Annotated in this window: 18 protein-coding genes and 1 pseudogene; 12 read left to right on the top strand and 7 right to left on the bottom strand. The window is 35.2% G+C overall.

The window, feature by feature from the left end:
* Positions 1 to 151: pseudogene (locus AACZ41_RS17410) on the bottom strand (transketolase); the annotation flags it as partial.
* A 401-nt stretch (positions 152 to 552) separates the two neighbouring features.
* Here AACZ41_RS17410 and AACZ41_RS17405 point away from each other — a divergent pair.
* Positions 553 to 1479 (top strand): alpha/beta hydrolase fold domain-containing protein, encoded by a 927-nt coding sequence (locus tag AACZ41_RS17405; RefSeq protein ID WP_339629876.1) that lies wholly within the window; start codon positions 553 to 555, stop codon positions 1477 to 1479.
* Between the two features lie 10 nt (positions 1480 to 1489).
* On the opposite strand, the gene AACZ41_RS17400 is transcribed toward AACZ41_RS17405, so the two are convergent.
* The 4 genes from AACZ41_RS17400 to AACZ41_RS17385 all read right to left on the bottom strand — a co-directional run bounded on the left by AACZ41_RS17400 (position 1490) and on the right by AACZ41_RS17385 (position 4726).
* Positions 1490 to 2179, bottom strand: coding sequence for a VIT family protein (locus AACZ41_RS17400; RefSeq protein ID WP_339629875.1), 690 nt, complete (start codon positions 2177 to 2179; stop codon positions 1490 to 1492).
* 61 nt (positions 2180 to 2240) lie between these two features.
* Positions 2241 to 2918 (bottom strand): ribose-5-phosphate isomerase RpiA, encoded by a 678-nt coding sequence (rpiA, locus tag AACZ41_RS17395; RefSeq protein WP_339629874.1) that lies wholly within the window; start codon positions 2916 to 2918, stop codon positions 2241 to 2243.
* Positions 2919 to 3081: 163 nt separating this feature from the next.
* A complete protein-coding gene (locus AACZ41_RS17390; RefSeq protein ID WP_339629873.1) occupies positions 3082 to 3954 on the bottom strand; it encodes a universal stress protein in 873 nt (290 codons plus the stop codon).
* An 82-nt stretch (positions 3955 to 4036) separates the two neighbouring features.
* Positions 4037 to 4726, bottom strand: a complete 690-nt coding sequence (locus tag AACZ41_RS17385; RefSeq protein WP_339629872.1) for a Crp/Fnr family transcriptional regulator — start codon at positions 4724 to 4726, stop codon at positions 4037 to 4039.
* Between the two features lie 122 nt (positions 4727 to 4848).
* Between AACZ41_RS17385 and AACZ41_RS17380 the strand changes: the two genes are divergently transcribed.
* From AACZ41_RS17380 to AACZ41_RS17335, 10 genes are read left to right on the top strand one after another with little or no spacing between them, the layout of a single operon-like run.
* A complete protein-coding gene (locus AACZ41_RS17380) occupies positions 4849 to 7245 on the top strand; it encodes a heavy metal translocating P-type ATPase metal-binding domain-containing protein (protein WP_339629871.1) in 2397 nt (798 codons plus the stop codon).
* Between the two features lie 4 nt (positions 7246 to 7249).
* Positions 7250 to 7678 (top strand): doxx family protein, encoded by a 429-nt coding sequence (locus AACZ41_RS17375; protein ID WP_339629870.1) that lies wholly within the window; start codon positions 7250 to 7252, stop codon positions 7676 to 7678.
* Between the two features lie 59 nt (positions 7679 to 7737).
* The gene (gene ccoS / locus AACZ41_RS17370; RefSeq protein WP_339629869.1) at positions 7738 to 7947 is read left to right on the top strand and encodes a cbb3-type cytochrome oxidase assembly protein CcoS; all 210 of its coding nucleotides are present in this window, start codon (positions 7738 to 7740) and stop codon (positions 7945 to 7947) included.
* Positions 7948 to 7949: 2 nt separating this feature from the next.
* A complete protein-coding gene (gene ccoN / locus AACZ41_RS17365; protein ID WP_339629868.1) occupies positions 7950 to 10148 on the top strand; it encodes a cytochrome-c oxidase, cbb3-type subunit I in 2199 nt (732 codons plus the stop codon).
* 5 nt (positions 10149 to 10153) lie between these two features.
* The gene (locus AACZ41_RS17360) at positions 10154 to 10342 is read left to right on the top strand and encodes a CcoQ/FixQ family Cbb3-type cytochrome c oxidase assembly chaperone (RefSeq protein WP_339629867.1); all 189 of its coding nucleotides are present in this window, start codon (positions 10154 to 10156) and stop codon (positions 10340 to 10342) included.
* A gap of 2 nt (positions 10343 to 10344) precedes the next feature.
* Positions 10345 to 11301 carry a cbb3-type cytochrome c oxidase N-terminal domain-containing protein gene (locus tag AACZ41_RS17355; RefSeq protein WP_339629866.1) on the top strand — a complete coding sequence of 319 codons (957 nt, stop codon included), beginning with the start codon at positions 10345 to 10347 and terminating at the stop codon, positions 11299 to 11301.
* Positions 11302 to 11347: 46 nt separating this feature from the next.
* Positions 11348 to 12766, top strand: a complete 1419-nt coding sequence (ccoG, locus tag AACZ41_RS17350) for a cytochrome c oxidase accessory protein CcoG (protein ID WP_339629865.1) — start codon at positions 11348 to 11350, stop codon at positions 12764 to 12766.
* Between the two features lie 17 nt (positions 12767 to 12783).
* Positions 12784 to 13230 carry a FixH family protein gene (locus AACZ41_RS17345; protein WP_339629864.1) on the top strand — a complete coding sequence of 149 codons (447 nt, stop codon included), beginning with the start codon at positions 12784 to 12786 and terminating at the stop codon, positions 13228 to 13230.
* 7 nt (positions 13231 to 13237) lie between these two features.
* Positions 13238 to 13942: a sulfite exporter TauE/SafE family protein gene (locus AACZ41_RS17340; protein ID WP_339629863.1), complete on the top strand. Its 705-nt coding sequence runs from the start codon at positions 13238 to 13240 to the stop codon at positions 13940 to 13942.
* A gap of 27 nt (positions 13943 to 13969) precedes the next feature.
* Complete coding sequence (locus AACZ41_RS17335; RefSeq protein WP_339629862.1) at positions 13970 to 14461, top strand: GTP-binding protein; 492 nt, start codon at positions 13970 to 13972, stop codon at positions 14459 to 14461.
* A 217-nt stretch (positions 14462 to 14678) separates the two neighbouring features.
* Here AACZ41_RS17335 and AACZ41_RS17330 read toward each other — a convergent pair whose 3' ends face one another.
* Together AACZ41_RS17330 and hemN are read right to left on the bottom strand one after the other, a co-directional pair.
* Positions 14679 to 15500, bottom strand: a complete 822-nt coding sequence (locus tag AACZ41_RS17330) for a universal stress protein (RefSeq protein WP_339629861.1) — start codon at positions 15498 to 15500, stop codon at positions 14679 to 14681.
* A gap of 52 nt (positions 15501 to 15552) precedes the next feature.
* On the bottom strand, positions 15553 to 16914 hold the full coding sequence (gene hemN, locus AACZ41_RS17325; protein WP_339629860.1) for an oxygen-independent coproporphyrinogen III oxidase: 1362 nt from the start codon (positions 16912 to 16914) through the stop codon (positions 15553 to 15555).
* A 186-nt stretch (positions 16915 to 17100) separates the two neighbouring features.
* On the opposite strand from hemN, the gene AACZ41_RS17320 reads away from it, so the two are divergent.
* Positions 17101 to 17490 (top strand): DUF983 domain-containing protein, encoded by a 390-nt coding sequence (locus AACZ41_RS17320; RefSeq protein ID WP_339629859.1) that lies wholly within the window; start codon positions 17101 to 17103, stop codon positions 17488 to 17490.
* The last annotated feature ends 81 nt before the right edge of the window (positions 17491 to 17571 follow it).

Below are 17571 nucleotides of genomic sequence, written 5' to 3'. Positions count from 1 at the left end.
GATCGTAGTTGAAAAATTCAGAGTATAAAATGTGCATGTAGTCTGCGCCTCCCATCGGTCCGCCTGGGTGTCCAGAGTTCGCCTTTTCCACCATGGCTACTGCTAATGCCCTTATATTATCAGCTGCTAATTGATCTAGTTCCTTATTCATGTATTGTAATATTGTTTTTAAGGTTTGTGTTTGCTTTAAAACTACTGAAATCTCCTCAAAGATACTTTATATCAAGCGCTAATTAAAATTATTGGAGCAACATAATTCTATAGCGTTCAAGTCATAAGTCCAAGTACTCCCATCAATTATAATATAGAAACTTTCGAAAGGGCTTTCGAAGACTTCGTTTAAACCCTAACCCATCTATTATTTCATTAATTACTAGATTTTAAGGACTTACAGAGTACATTTGCCTGATTTTAGCATTAGTCGTTATAATATCAGTTTATATGTGACACCTAAATCAATCAAATAAGATTTTCATTGATAAATCGATTTATAACGTTTTAATATTATTCTGTTTACTTTGAATGTACCTAGCAACAGCTCAATCACCCCATATGAATTTGAAAATCTTTGAATTTTATAAATACCTTCTTTTAGTTGGTATCTTTCTAATTATGAATCCTATCATTGGGCAATCTACCGATTCTAAGAAAGGGAACGTTAAAATGAAAACTTATAATTACGCAGATACGCTGTTACTTGACTTTTATTCAGTGCAAACAGATACTTTTATGATGAAACCAACTATAATTTTGGTTCATGGTGGTGGTTTTACAGCAGGGCAACGTAACGGTGGTGATGAAAAAGGTATTAGTACCTACTTGGCGAAATTAGGGTTCAATGTTGCTTCTATAGACTATAGACTATCACGAAAAAAAAAATCTTTTGGTTGTGATTGTGCTGCGTCTATAAAAATGAACACCTATACAGAAGCTGTTGCAGACCTTTCTAAAGCGATTAATTATATTACTAAAGAGGCAAAACCTTTTCAAGTAGACTCTTCAAAAATTTTCTTGATTGGAAGCAGCGCCGGAGCAGAAACGGTATTGAACTTTCTTTTTATGCGCTATGATTATCGTTTTAAAGACCTACCCTACCCAGACGCAAACATACTAGGGGCCATAAGTATATCAGGCGCAGTAGTTGATGAAAATAATATTTATGCTGGCAACAAAGTGCCATTACTTTTTTTTCATGGTGTGAAAGACTCGGTTGTACCTTACGGCACCAATGCTCACCGTAACTGTGCCACAACCGATGTTGGATATTTGAATTTAAACGGTCCTAAATCGATTGCTGAACGCTTATCTGATATAGATGGGAATTACAAAGTATATTATAGTGAGGAAGGCGGGCATGAATGGGCTTCACTAGGATTTGATTTCCCAGAATTGATAAGCCGGTTTATTGATCAAGTTTTAAATGGTGAAGCTACAATGAGAGATTTTGAAACCATTATTTCGACAGTAGAAAGCAAGTAATAAAATTACACTAAGCAACATTCACCTCAAACAAATGACCTATTAAGGCTGTAATTGCCATGGCCACAGTACCCCAAAAACTTATTCTTAGAATAGCTTTCCAAATATTAGAGCCACCAGCTTTAGCTGCTATTGCACCTAATAACGCCAAAAACACGACAGCGAAAATATATTGAACATATTCCATGTATTGAAGCGAACCGAAATAAGCAACCAATACAGGTAATAACCCTCCAAAAACAAAAGATGCACCTGAAGATAATGCAGCTACCAATGGTTTTGCCTGTGTAATGTCATTGATACCTAATTCATCTCTAGCATGAGCTTCCAGGGCATTATGTGCTGTTAATTGCTTGGCGACCTGTAATGCTAAATTAGAATCTAATCCTCGTTCTTTATAAATCTGCGCAAGTTCCAAAAGTTCTTCTTCGGGCATCTCCTCAAGCTCTATTCTCTCTCTATCCAAATCTGCGGTTTCTAAATCAGCTTGTGAACTCACCGAAACATATTCACCTGCGGCCATTGACAATGCACCGGCTACCAGACCTGCTACCCCAGCCAATATTATAGGTTCTCTTGTGGTACTTGCCGCAGCAACACCTATAACTAAACTGGCCGTAGACAAAATACCATCATTTGCTCCAAGAACAGCTGCCCTTAGCCAACCACTTCTAATACCATAATGTTTTTCATCTTGCATAGTTTATAATATTTAATTCCTTAGTAGCTTAACAATACAACTTGCAAAGACTCTCAATATTTTATCTCTTCTCAATTACAACTTCATCTCCTTTACCGATAATCACCAAATTGGTAGACGTTAAAAATAATCCTGTCTCTACAATGCCCGGTATGTTTTTAAGCTGATGTTCTAAGTCGGTCAATTTTATATCTGTATTCCAAATATCAACATCTACTATATCATTATTTTCATCCGTTTTGTAATCATCTGTACCTCGCATTCGCTGAACCGGATGAAGATTCATTTCTTCAAGTTCTTTTATAATAAGTTGCGTAGCGAACGGTATTGTTTCTATTGGTAATTTAAATTTCCCAAGTCTTGAAACTTGTTTTGAAGAATCGGCAATTATAATATTGAAATCAGAGTTATGGGCCACAATCTTTTCACGAAGCAAAGCTCCGCCCCCACCTTTGATCAATTGAAATTGGCCGTCGACCTCATCTGCCCCGTCAATAGTAACATCTAACCTTTTGGCTTCTGCTAGGGTAATCACATTTATACCTAACTTCCTCGCCAATTTTTCTGTTTCATCAGAGGTAGCGACCGCTTTAATTTCTAAACCATTACGAACCATTTCACCAATGGCCTCTATCATAAAAAAGGCGGTAGACCCTGTTCCTAAACCTACCGTCATTCCGTCTTTAATATACTTTACAGCTTCTAATGCCGCTACTTTTTTTTCGTTTACCGCGCTCACGTTATAAATGATCTATATTAATATTTATGCTTCTAAAGCGCTAAAGATATTTATAATTAACTGATGTAAATATCATAAGGCGGAAGTAAAATCAAAAACATCGAAGTGATTGCAGTAGAAATTGGCAAATAAAAGTGAATATTGATGTTTTTAAATCTCTAAGCTAATGACCTACAGTAACACTATTCTCTGCACCTTGAATTAGTACAATCGGCACCTTTAAAGAAAATTCTGAACGCTCCACCACAAAATTGCTACATAGATTCTTCATGTAACTATTGGCACTGTTCGACATGACCAACAATTGACATTTAGCCGTATCAATAAAATGGCTTAATAATAACGATAAACTGGCATCTATGGTTATTTGATGAAAAGTGTGTGGTACAGTTTCTAACTTTCTCTCAAACAATTCATGATTTAGTTTCTGTAATTCAGGTAATTGACCTTTTTCATGCTGAAGAGTAACAATACATACCGAACTATTAAAAATTTTAGCCATAGTTAAAATCGGGTCTAATTCATCACTATTAAAAAAATGATTGGAATCTGATACAAAAGCAATATTTAACGGCTTCGTAAATTCGAAATTATAAGGTATTGCAAATACAGGGCAGTTTTTTACGGCATTTAATATTCTAACCGTATTTCTACCCAAGTAAATAGTTTCATTATTAGAAGAACCAATGGCTCCCATAATTACAAAATCAATATCATGCTCAACAATCGTTTCTTTGACCTCATCTTTTAATAGCGAAAAAGAGGAAATTGTTTTATAACTATGACGTGGATTTTTAAATTCTTTCTTTACTCTTCTTACAATATCTTTTAACCCTTTTTCTGAAGTTTCCGCTGCAATTGAGTTTTGTGAAAAACCTGAAACACTACCAGCCATTAAGCGATTACTATGTAATTCTGGCGTGTAAGTATTTAAAAAGTAAAAAACGCATGGGCTACCCTCAAAGAGAAGCAAAGCAAATTTGACCGCATTATACGCAGATGCTGAAAAATCGGTAGGTACAAGTATATTTTTCATATAAATGTTACAGGTCGTTTGATGATAAAATTAGGTGGACTACTAGTTTGAAACAATGACATTTATCAGAATAGATTTTTTTTTAAAAACCGTCGGCCAATTCTTGTAAAGTTTGCTCTTCTACTACTCCAATTTTCTTACCCGATGTTTTAATAAGTCCCTTCTTCTTAAATTCAGATATCATACGAATTAAAGATTCTGTAGCGGCACCCACAATATTTGCATAATCGTCACGACTTAAAGTCAACAACAAAAAGCCATATTCATCTTCACCATAGTTTTTTTTTAAATATACAAATGCCTCTGCCAAACGCTGTTTAACCGTTTTTTGAGACATATTTACAATTACATCATCGGCCTCTTTTAAATCATGCGCCATGTGGCGTAATACTTCAAGAGAAAAATTGGGATTTGTATTTAATGTATTGGAAATTATTTCTTTAGGTATAAAACAAACTTCCATATCATTTATGGCCGTTGCGCTTAAATTGGTAAAATCTTCAGCCACAACCGAACGTTGCCCCATGACTTCTCCCTTATTGGTCAACTTTACTATTTGTTCTTTTCCGTTACTACTTAACTTAGATAATTTTGAAACACCTTCCCTTACACAATATACGCCATCAAGTTTCTGTCCTTCTACAAATAAAGAATCACCCTTCTTGATTTTTTTAGATATCTTAGAATCAGAAACTTTTTTCAACTCTTCTTTGCTTAATGCGCGGAGCGAATTAAACTGCCGAACAATACAATTCTCACACTTACTTTCCATGGCCATTTACTTTATACCTAACACTGCAAAATTACTTAAGCTAAGAATTGTAAAAACTGATAATTATCATGTTTTTTTATATTATTGGTACTCACCTTTGCTAAAGGTCCAAGCTTAAAAATATGCACGATTCTAAATGCTTTCATTGTGGAGACTCTTGTAATAGGCAATCTATAAGCTTTGATGAAAAGCTATTCTGTTGTTCAGGATGTAAAACGGTATATGAAATTTTCGCCAGCAACGATTTATCTCATTATTACGATATACAGGCAGCAGCAGGCTCCACTCCTAAATCAATAAAAGGAAAATATGATTTTCTTGATAATGCTGAAATAATAGAAAAATTAACTGAATTCAACGATGGTTCTATTCAAATCATCAATCTATTTATACCTAATATTCATTGCAGTTCGTGTATATGGATTTTAGAGAACCTAAATAAACTAAACCCTTATATAAGTAACTCTCAAGTCGATTTTCCTAAAAAGACGATTCGAATTACCTATCGCCACGACCAGTTCAGTTTAAAGAATTTGGTTTTATTATTGGCCAATATTGGGTATGAACCTTATATTTCTTTAGATGATTTTGAAGGCAAAAAAAAGGGAATAGATAGAAGTTTAATTTACAAGTTAGGTGTTGCAGGCTTTGCTTTTGGGAATGTTATGTTTCTTTCATTTCCAGATTATTTTGATTTAGGCTCGAGTGCAGCTACCGGAGGTGAATTTTGGCTCAACAAATACCAACATATTTTTCGTTGGTTAATGTTCATATTCTCGTTACCCGTAGTATTCTATGCAGGATGGGATTATTTTGTATCGGCATACAAAGGGCTAAGGGCAAAACTTTTAAATATTGATGTACCTATTGCATTAGGCATATTGGTCTTGTTCTTACGAAGTACATTTGAAATAGCTTTTCATTTAGGAAGCGGTTTTTTTGATTCTCTTACAGGATTGGTGTTTTTTCTTTTACTAGGTAAATTTTTTCAACAAAGAACCTATAGCTTTCTTTCTTTCGAACGAGATTACAAATCATACTTTCCAATAGCAATTACAAAACTAAACGCTGATGGACAAGAAGAAACGGTTCCTGTTCAAAAAATTAAAAAAGGCGATAGAATACTGATTCGTAATGAAGAAATGATACCTGTTGATGGAACTTTGGTTTATGGTAATGCGCAAATAGATTATAGTTTTGTATCCGGTGAATCTGAGCCTGTGAATAAGGAATCTGGCGAACTCATATTCGCAGGGGGAAAACAATTAAATGGTGTCATTGAAATGGTTGCCCTTAAATCGGTTTCTCAAAGTTACCTAACCCAGTTATGGGGCAACTCAATTTTTAAAACGGATAAGGCAACTTCTTTTCAAAACTTAACCGATAGTATTGGTAAACGATTTACCATTTCGGTACTTTCAATTGCTTTTATTGCTACTATATTTTGGTTATTTTATGACCCATCTAAGGCTATGAATGTTTTCACAGCTGTTCTTATAATCGCATGCCCATGTGCTATTGCGCTAGCCTCACCATTTACCTTAGGTAATATGTTGCGCATTTTTGGCAAGAAAAAATTCTATATCAAGAACACTCAGACTGTTGAACAATTGGCAAAAATCGATACTGCTATTTTTGATAAAACAGGAACGATAACAACGACACAAAAAAGTACGGCCCATTATGAAGGTATGCCCTTAACTGCCGAAGAAGAATCACTTTTAAAAAATACCATTAGAGCTTCTAACCATCCATTAAGTCGAACATTGTACGAGTTACTAAAGCAGCAAAATATCATAACCCTCGATGAATATGAAGAGCATATAGGTAAAGGTCTAGAAAGTGCTAAAGATGATATAAATATGAAAATTGGGTCAGCCGATTTTGTCGGAAAAGCCAAAACCGAAAACCAGCTAGATACTTCCATCTATATTAGCTCAAATAATGCATACAAAGGTAGATATGTGTTTCAAAATCAATATCGCGAAGGAGTATCTTCTGTTTTTCGCAAAATGTCCGAAACCCTGAGTCTAGCAATTTTATCTGGGGACAACGAAGGGGAAAAAGAACGATTAGAAGACCTTTTACCCAAATTGACCCCCCTATACTTTAACCAGAAACCTGAGACCAAATTAGAGTTCATTAAATCATTACAAGAACAAGGTAAAAAAGTATTGATGGTCGGTGACGGGTTAAACGATGCGGGCGCTCTTGCTCAAAGTGAAGTTGGTATTGCCATTTCAGAGAATATTAATGTGTTTTCCCCTGCTTGTGATGCCATTCTTGATGCCTCTAAGTTTCAGCAGCTTTACTCCTATATTATTGCTTCAAAAAAAGCGGTGCGAATAATCAAAATGAGTTTCGTACTATCATTACTTTATAATTGTGTTGGATTATATTTTGCAATTACCGGACAATTAGAGCCTGTTATTGCTGCTATTTTAATGCCATTAAGTTCAATAAGTATTGTCATTTTCACCACAATTATGACCAACCTTATTGGCAAAAAACTTCAATAAAAATATGAGTTTTAAAAAATTTAAAATAACCAATCGTTTTGAAAACACCCTACTTTCTATTGCAATAGGTATAATTTATCTATGGTTTGGAGCTTTGAAATTTTTCCCAGAACTAAGTCCAGCTGAAGATTTAGCTAAACGTACCATACAACTATTAACCTTCGACATTATACCCTCTTCCATATCAATTTTAATTTTAGCTTTTGTAGAAGTTATTATAGGGCTATGCCTTATTTTTAGTTTTTGTCATAAGCAAATAGTGAAAATTGCCATGGTGCATATCATATTTACCTTTTCTCCATTATTCTTTTTCACAGAAGAATCTTTCACGACAACGATTTTAACTCCCACATTATTAGGGCAATATATAGGTAAGAATTTGATAATCATTGCCGCTCTTTTTACAATATTAAAAGAAAAAGTTAAAGTATGACATTTGTCATTTTTTAGGGTACACAACCCTCTTAAATTTACAGCTTAATTCAATTTAGCATGAGTGTAATTTATGTGTTATTGGCCATCAGTATTTTTGTTGCGGTCATATTTTTCATTGCTTTTATCGTTTCTGTGAAGAGCGGCCAATACGATGATTCTTACACTCCGTCTGTACGTATGCTATTTGAAGATGAACTGGTTACAACGAAAAAGAGTAGCACTAAAGAGTTCAAAGCAGAAAAAATCCAACTAAATAAACAAGTATAATTATGGAAGTACAGCAGTTTTATTACGATAACAAAATCGTGAAAAATTTCCTTTACGCGACCATGTTCTGGGGCATAGTAGGTATGTCTGTGGGCTTATTATTGGCCTTTATGTTCATGTTTCCCAACTTAACTGACGGTATTTCGTGGTTAAGCTTTGGTCGTTTGCGCCCGTTACATACCAACGCGGTAATTTTTGCATTCGTAGGAAATGCTATTTACGCAGGGGTCTACTACTCTACGCAACGTTTGTTGAAGGCGCGTATGTACAGTGACTTTCTAAGTAAATTTAATTTCTGGGGCTGGCAGGCGATTATAGTTGCTGCGGCAATCACCTTACCATTAGGGTACACAAGTTCTAAAGAATATGCTGAACTTGAATGGCCCATAGATTTAGCCATTGCAGTAGTTTGGGTGGCCTTTGGTGTCAACCTTATTGGTACCATGATAAAAAGAAGACAACGACACCTTTATGTGGCTATCTGGTTTTATCTAGCGACTTTCGTAACTGTAGCGGTGCTTCATATATTCAATAGTTTAGAATTACCCGTTAGCGCATTAAAAAGTTACTCGGTTTACGCAGGCGTTCAAGATGCTTTAGTACAATGGTGGTACGGGCATAATGCGGTGGCATTTTTCTTAACTACTCCTTTCTTAGGTCTTATGTATTATTTTGTACCTAAAGCGGCAAACAGACCGATCTATTCCTATAGACTTTCTATTGTGCATTTCTGGTCTTTGATTTTCATTTATATATGGGCAGGACCTCACCACTTGTTATATTCCGCTTTACCTGATTGGGCTCAAAACTTAGGTGTAGCCTTTTCTATTATGCTGTTAGCTCCTTCTTGGGGTGGTATGATAAATGGACTTTTAACATTGCGAGGTGCTTGGGATAAAGTACGTACCGACCCGGTTTTAAAATTTATGGTCGTTGCTATTACCGGTTATGGTATGGCCACCTTTGAAGGTCCTCTACTTTCACTAAAAAACGTAAACGCAATTGCCCACTTTAGTGATTGGATTATTGCTCACGTACACGTTGGCGCATTGGCCTGGAATGGTTTCTTGACCTTTGGTATGATTTACTGGTTGGTACCTAAAATGACCAAGAACAAATTGTTCTCGACAAGCCTGGCTAACTTCCACTTTTGGATAGGTACTTTAGGTATCATTCTATATACTTTACCAATGTACGTTGCTGGGTTTACCCAAGCTTTAATGTGGAAAGATTTTAATCCAGATGGTACTTTAGTATATGGTAACTTCTTAGAAACCGTACATGAAATTATGCCGATGTATTGGATGCGTGCCATTGGTGGTAGCCTTTATATCGTAGGAGCTTGTGTTATGATTTATAACGTGGTACGTACTATTAAATCTGGTAGCACTATTGAAGATGAGTTAGCAGAAGCTGCTGCACTTACCCGTGTTTCAAAACACAGAACAGCAGGTGAAACTTTCCATACTTGGTTAGAGCGTAAGCCTATTCAATTGACAATTTTAGCTACTGTAGCTATTTTGATTGGTGGTATCATCCAAATTGTACCAACGATTTTAGTGAAATCGAACATTCCGACAATTACTAGTGTAAAACCATATACTCCATTAGAATTAGAAGGTCGTGACCTATATATTCGTGAGGGTTGTGTAAGCTGTCACTCACAAATGATACGACCATTTAGAAGTGAGGTAGAACGTTATGGTGAGTATGCCAAAGCTGGTGAATTCGTATACGACCACCCATTCCTTTGGGGCAGTAAGCGTACCGGGCCAGATTTACTAAGAATCGGTGGCAAATATTCTGATAACTGGCACCTGAACCATATGTATGATCCACAGAGTACATCATCTGGATCTATCATGCCTTCATATTCTTGGATGGTACGTGACAAACATGATCGTAGCGATATACAAGCCAAAATGGAAGCTATGGTAACATTAGGTGTCCCCTATACCGATGAGGATATTACAAATGCCGAAGCCTCAATGAATGCTCAGGCTGAAAAAATCGAGAAAAACTTATATACAGATCCCGATTTTGCTAAAAATTATGAGGCCGATAAAACCTATGCTGCTGAAAACGGCGAGGAGTTTATAGAAATGAGAGACCGGGAAATTGTTTCCTTAATTGCATATCTGCAACGATTAGGAACAGACATAAAGGTAAAGGAAACAGGCGAATTATTATCTGAAAAATAAAAATCATGTTCAAATTTGTAAAAGGTTACATGGAAACTATTGATGGGGTAGCAACCTACCCCATGATATCATTACTTATCTTCTTTGTGTTTTTCACATTGTTATTTTGGTGGGTTTTAACAGCCTCTAAATCATACATTAAAGAAGTGAGCGAATTACCCTTAGAAGAAGACGATAACCAACAATACTATTAATTATGAAAAACAACACAGCTTGGTGGTTTAGAATACCAGTGGCTTTCTTTCTGGTCATTATAATCATGGAAATTTCTGTTGATGGTGGCGATAAACCCGCTTTTCTAGCCTACCCATTAATAATGTTTGCCTTTATGGCACTTGTTCTGCTACTATTAATAGCTATAGCATTTATAGTTCAGGCAATTGAAAACGTGTTATTCCATACACTTGATGATGAAGCAAAAGCTCGTTATTTAGCTACTAAAGAAGAAAAATGGGAATGGACGTGGGGTAAAAATATTTACAATAAAATGCTTGGCTCCAAGCCTATGGAAGAAGAGGTTGAGATTATTCTTGACCACAATTATGATGGTATACGTGAACTAGATAATAAGTTACCACCATGGTGGGTATATCTGTTCTATGCCTCAATAGTATTTGCTGTAGTTTATTTAGCGCGTTTTCACATTTTTAACGACTACACACAAGATGAGGAATACGCACAAGAAGTTGCAACTGCACAATTAGAAATCGAGGAATACAAAAAGACCGCTAAGGGGCTTGTTGATGCGAACACAGTAGAACTTTTAACAGATGCTTCTGATTTAAATGCGGGTAAAGCCATTTTTGAAGGAAATTGCGTTGCTTGTCATATGATAGATGGCGGTGGCGGTATCGGACCTAATTTAACCGACCAAAACTGGATTTTAGGTGGTGGCATTAAAAATGTTTTCCAAACGATTTCAGAAGGTGGTCGTGATGGTAAAGGTATGATTGCTTGGAAACAGAATCTAAAACCTGCAGAAATTGCACAGGTGGCCAGTTATGTATTGAGCTTTCAAGGTACAACTGCTGCGAACCCTAAAGCTGCTGAAGGTGATATTTGGGTAGATCCGAATGCTGCTGAACAAGTTACTCCTGAGCAAGAAACTAATACCGAACAGGTAATAGACTCAACGTCGGTTACAATGAACTGAATAAAACGAGGTCTTAACGCTTCGCAAGCCAACAAAGAAATATAAAATGGCACAAGATCAAGATAATTTCAGGGATTCAATCGGCACCATTAAAGAAGATGGAAAACGGGCATGGGTCTTCCCTAAAAAGCCAAGTGGCAAACTTTATGAGTATCGTAAATACGTAAGTTACGTTCTTCTTACATTCTTGATCGCGTCTCCTTTTGTAAAGATTAACGGCAACCAGTTTTTAATGTTCAATGTCCTAGAAAGACGTTTCAATATCTTTGGTTTTCCGTTTTATCCGCAAGACTTTCACCTATTCGTTATTTCAATGATTATCGGGGTGGTTTTCATTGCACTTTTTACTGTTGCTTTTGGACGTATTTTCTGTGGATGGATGTGCCCACAGACCATTTTCATGGAAATGGTATTCCGCAGAATTGAATATTGGATAGATGGTGATCGTGGTGCCCAAATACGACTAGACAGACAAGAGTGGGATGCCGAAAAGATTCGTAAACGAGTACTAAAATGGATTATCTTTTTTATTATATCATATATCATAGCCAATGTTTTTCTAGCTTATTTAATCGGTAGTGACCGATTGATTCAATATGTTACAGATGGTCCGGGGCAACATGTGAGTACAATGGTATCTCTTTTGATATTCACAGCTGTATTTTATTTTATTTTCGCTTGGTTTAGAGAGCAAGTATGCATCATTGCCTGCCCTTATGGTCGTATGCAAGGTGTACTTCTTGATAACAAATCTATAGTAGTTGCTTATGACTATAAAAGAGGTGAAGGTGAAAATGGAAGAAAAAAATGGCGCAAAAATGAAGACCGAGAGGCTTTAGGCCATGGCGATTGTATTGACTGTTTTCAATGTGTGAATGTTTGCCCTACAGGTATAGATATTAGAAACGGAACTCAATTAGAATGTATAAACTGTACTGCCTGTATTGATGAGTGTGATTCCATCATGGAAAAAGTAGATCTCCCAAAAGGGTTGATTCGTTATGCCAGTGAAGATGAAATCACAAAAAAAGAAAAGTTCAAATTTACTCCTCGTTTAAAAGGATATACCGCAGTTTTGGTTATTTTAACTGGTGTTCTTGTTGGTATGATGTTTTTAAGAAATGATCTTGAAGCAAATATTTTAAGGCTACCTGGTCAACTCTACGAACATAAAGAAGGTAACATTATTAGTAATGTATTTACTTACAAACTCTTGAATAAAACCACCAAATCTGTAGATAATGTTCATTTTGAATTGATATCACCTAAAGGTGAGATTAAACTAGTACGAACAGATAATTTTGATGTTCAGCCAGAAGCCTTGGCAGAAGGCACATTGTTTATTGAAATCAATGCTTCAGCTTTAAGCGGTGATAAGAACGACTTAAAAATTGGTGTCTATAGTAATGACAAATTAATAGAGACCACAACGGCACGCTTCTTGGCACCACGTAGTTATAAATAGTATTTAAGTAAAAGATTATGAAAATAAATTGGGGTACAGGTATCATAATTGCTTTTGTCGCTTTCATTAGTTTCATTCTGTTTTTCGTGATACGAATGACTACAAGCCATAATGCCAATCATGATTTAGTTACTGAAGGGTATTACAAGGCCGAACTCGGTTTTCAAAAAGAAATAGACGCTGAGCAAAATGCTATAAACGCATTGGAACAAATACAGATTAAAAAAAAACCTAACGGGTTGATGGTAATCTTTCCTGAAAGCTATGATAATACTGAAGTTTCAGGTATAGTGTCGCTATATAGACCATCAAATAAGCGTCTAGATTTTAACTTACCTATCAACTTATCCGATTCACATTTACTGATACCCAATGATAAATTATTAGAAGGTCGTTGGGATATTAAGGTTACTTGGAATCATCTAGGAAAAGAATTTCTACATAAAGAAAGTATAACCTTCTAAACGAAATATGATTCTATCTGCCATCATATTGGGTCTAATGGGTAGTTTGCACTGCGTGGGCATGTGTGGCCCTATAGCCTTTATGCTTCCGGTAGACCAATCTAATAACTATAAAAAGTTCGGTCAGATATTCATTTATCATTTTGGTCGATTGGTGGCATATGGTATCATCGGACTTGTATTTGGCTTTCTCGGAAAAGGATTGTCCATTTTTGGTGCACAGCAAAAACTATCAATCTCTATCGGTGTTTTAATGATTCTCATGGTTTTGATTCCGTATAAAACTTTCAATAAATACAATTTATCGAAACCTATCTATAAAGTCATTTCGAAAGTGAAGAACCAACTCGGTAAAGAACTGAAAAAAAAATCACCCGACACATTTTTAACGATTGGCTTCCTAAACGGTTTTTTACCATGTGGCTTGGTCTATATGGCACTTTTTGGGGCAATTGCTATGGGCAATGCTTTACAGGGCAGCCTTTATATGATGCTTTTCGGTTTAGGTACGATTCCATTAATGACTACTGCCATTTATTTTAGTGGATTATTAAAAGGTGGTATACGTCAAAAAGTACAAAAGGCGATACCTATTTTTGTAGTTGTCATAGGCTTACTTTTCATACTAAGAGGTCTTGGTTTGGGTATACCTTATGTATCTCCTGGTCCAATTACAGAATTAGCTTCAAGTGCTTTAGAATGTCATAATTAACGGCCACGGCCATCAAACTAGTTTTCTATGAAACCGTTACCAAACGAAATTATTCTTCGCCCAAGGTTTCAGTTAGATATGGTCGAAACTAAAGAAAATTTGCTTAAAAAATTTGAGACTGCCGGGTATGATCCTTTTCTTGTCAATCGTTTAGATGAGCATGTCTTTATAAAATTTAACGCTAAAAACAATCATTTTTGGTCGCCTCAACTTCATTTAGAAATTGATGAAATAGATTCTAACAAATGCCGTGTTTATGGTATATTTGGACCAAACCCTACCCTATGGACTTTCTTTATGTTCGTGCATTTTGTTATCGCAACATTGTTCATCATCCTAGGAATATGGGCCTACTCTAGTGCGAGTTTACAAAAACCTTACAGTTTACAATTGGCTTTAATGTCCATAATAGTAATCATGTGGTTTGTTCTATATTTTTTCGGCCGCAGCGGTAAACGAAAAGGGAAACCTCAAATGCACGAACAATATAGCTTTATGATGAAGGTTCTTAATTCATAAACAAATATAGCTTTATGATGAAGGTTCTTAATTCATAAACACAAGAGTATAATTTTCTTAAAAAATAGTGCAGTTATTAGTTAAAATAAATAGCGATATGGTGCTCTTCACCATCCCTTTAAAAAGCTACTATTTATGCATATCATAAAAACTAATGAACCCAAGGCAATAACCTTGGGTTCATTCTTAAAATATGATGATATTTTTTTGAAAGTGATTAAATCTTAAACGTAATAACAGGAATTCTAGCATGGTTCACAACGTCTTCTCCTATACTGCCATTAAACAAATGCGAAAGGCCTTTTCGACCATGTGTTGGCATGGCAATGGCATCAGCAAGAATTGTATTACCGTAATTGAGTATACCTTGTTCTACACTATAATCATTATAAATTTCTACTTGTTGACCAGCATTAGCTTTCGTTAAAAATTTATTGATTTTCTGATACGCATCTCTATTACTTAAAAATTCATCGTTTGGCGTATTAATAAAGACCAGCTCCATTTTGGCGTTGACCAATTCTGAAAATTCCCTTGCTTTTTGAAAAGCTGGTAAATTTTCATCATTGAAATCGCATGCAAACACAAATCGATCTATTTTAAATTCGTCAACTTTACCTTTAATAACCAGAACAGGAGTTTTTGAATTTCTAACAACTTTCTCGGCATTAGAACCAATTAAAACTTCCTCAAGGCCTTTAGCGCCATTAGAACCCATTACAATTAAATCTGCATTATGTTCTTCTGCAATAGCATCAAGCTCGCTAAAAACTTTATAATGTTTAATAACGGGAGTAACAGTTAATCCCTCTAAAAATGGTTTGTCTAAGAATTCTTTTAAGTTCTTCTCGGCCAATTTCACTAAAAATACCGTCTGTTCTATGTAAATTCCTTCAGGCGAAGAAATCATCGCTTGATTGAGTTCTAACATGTGAACTACAAGAAGCTCTACTTTATATTTTTTAGCTAAATCTGCAGCAGCTTTTAAAGCAAAACCAGATTGCTCTGAAAAGTCTGTAAGTACAATAATTTTTTTCATGGTAATTTTATTTAGAATTTAATAAAATAAAGAACTTCAATATTTCTAATAATTAGACAGTCATAGAAAATAGCTTGGTATCAGGTGATTTTTTCTGTAAAGGCAAATCAAAAGCCATACATACATTTCGTACAAAAGGTCTTCCCTTTTCAGTTATGAGCAAATTACCTTCCGTAATCTTAACTATACCATCTTTCTGCATCTCCCCTAGCCTATTTAATATACTTTCCATCTCAGGTATATATAACTTAAAGTCGCTCCAAGAAGTTTGAAATCTACACATTAAATTTAAGATATGTCTTCTTATTATTTGATCTTCGTCTGTTAAAATATGTCCCCTGTAAAGAGGTATAATATCATTTTCCACTAAATTTTGATATTCTTCAACATTCTTTACATTCTGTGCAAAACCATACCAACTATCACTTATACTAGAAGCACCTAACCCAATCATTAGATGTGTATTAGAGCTCGTGTAGCCCATGAAATTCCTATGTAAACCTCCACTTTCCATAGCCTTATGAAGACTATCGGTCTCTAATGCAAAGTGATCCATGCCTATTTCGTGATAACCGTAATTAAGCAATAGATCTTTACCAATTTCATATTGTGCTCTTTTATCATCTGCAGTTGGCAAATCGGCGTCTTTATAACCTCTTTGCCCGTTACCCGCAAGCCATGGCACGTGTGCATAACTGTAAAAAGCAATACGGTCTGGCTTTAACTCTTTGGTTTTTGCTATAGTATTTTTTACATGTTCCAATTTTTGATGCGGCAGACCGAAGATAATATCGTGGCTCACTGAGTCATACCCTATTTCTCGGGCCCATTCGGTAACGTTCTTTACATTTTCAAATGGTTGAATTCTATTAATTGCCTTCTGTACCGTTTCATTGTAATCTTGTACACCATAGCTTACCCTTCTGAAACCAACGTCATGTAAAGCTTGTAAATGTTCTTTTGTGGTATTATTCGGGTGTCCTTCAAAACTAAATTCTGCATCATTGGCTTTGTTCGCAATTCTTAATATACCATCAATTAGAAATTTTAAATTTTCTGGCGTAAAAAAGGTTGGTGTACCACCACCTAAGTGCAATTCTTTAATTATTGGCTTTTCAGAAAAAAGAGCCCTATACAATCTCCATTCTTTTAAAATAGATTTTATATAAGGTAATTCTAAATCATGTCGTTTTGTTATTCGCTTATGACATCCGCAGAAAGTACACATACTCTCGCAAAAAGGTAGATGTATGTATAGACTTATTCCTGTAGTTGAATTACTAACATGAAAACTTTTCTTTACAGAATCTTCCCACTTCTTTCCTGAGAAAGTATTGATATCCCAAAAAGGTACGGTTGGATAACTCGTATATCGAGGACCAGGTACATTATATTTTTGCACAAGCGAACACATAAGCCTTTAATTTAATCACAAACTTACACGTCAAATACAGTAAATAATATGACTAATGTCAGTTTATGGTTTTATGATTAGTTTTAAATTTCCTTTATATATTGATATATACTGCTGGCGTTATGTAACTAATGTTACCTTTGAAAAAGGTGTTATATAATAAATTTGTTTTTAAATTTATTAGTCATGTTAGCAAAAGGTTCCAAATTGTACAGTATCATTTTTTTGAAATGCCCAAGGTGCCATAAAGGAGAATTCCTAGAAGCAAATCCTTATAAATTAAGTAATTTCAACAAGGTAAAAGAACGTTGCCCTCAGTGCGATCTGAAATACAGTATAGAACCCAGTTTTTACACAGGATCTATGTATGTTTCGTATGGTGTAGGTATAGCTGTTGCGGTAGCTGTATATGTATTGACGTTGATATTCGGGTTACAACTTAAGATTTCAACTTTGTTTGCCGTAATCGTAGTTAGTTTAATACTTGCCATGCCATGGATAGCTGCCGTATCTAAATCTATTTGGGCAAATATATTTTTTAAATTTGATAAAAAAATAGCACAAGAAGTTAATTGAAAAAAGAATGATCCAAGACTTAAAAGAGCAATACGGAAATATTTTTGAAGAGGAACTAATTAATGAAATTGTTCAAGTAGG

The organism is uncultured Maribacter sp. (assembly GCF_963974015.1).
Taxonomy (GTDB): domain Bacteria; phylum Bacteroidota; class Bacteroidia; order Flavobacteriales; family Flavobacteriaceae; genus Maribacter.
The sequence above is the reverse complement of the archived record's forward strand: the minus strand, read 5'-3'. Positions and strand labels throughout refer to the sequence as shown.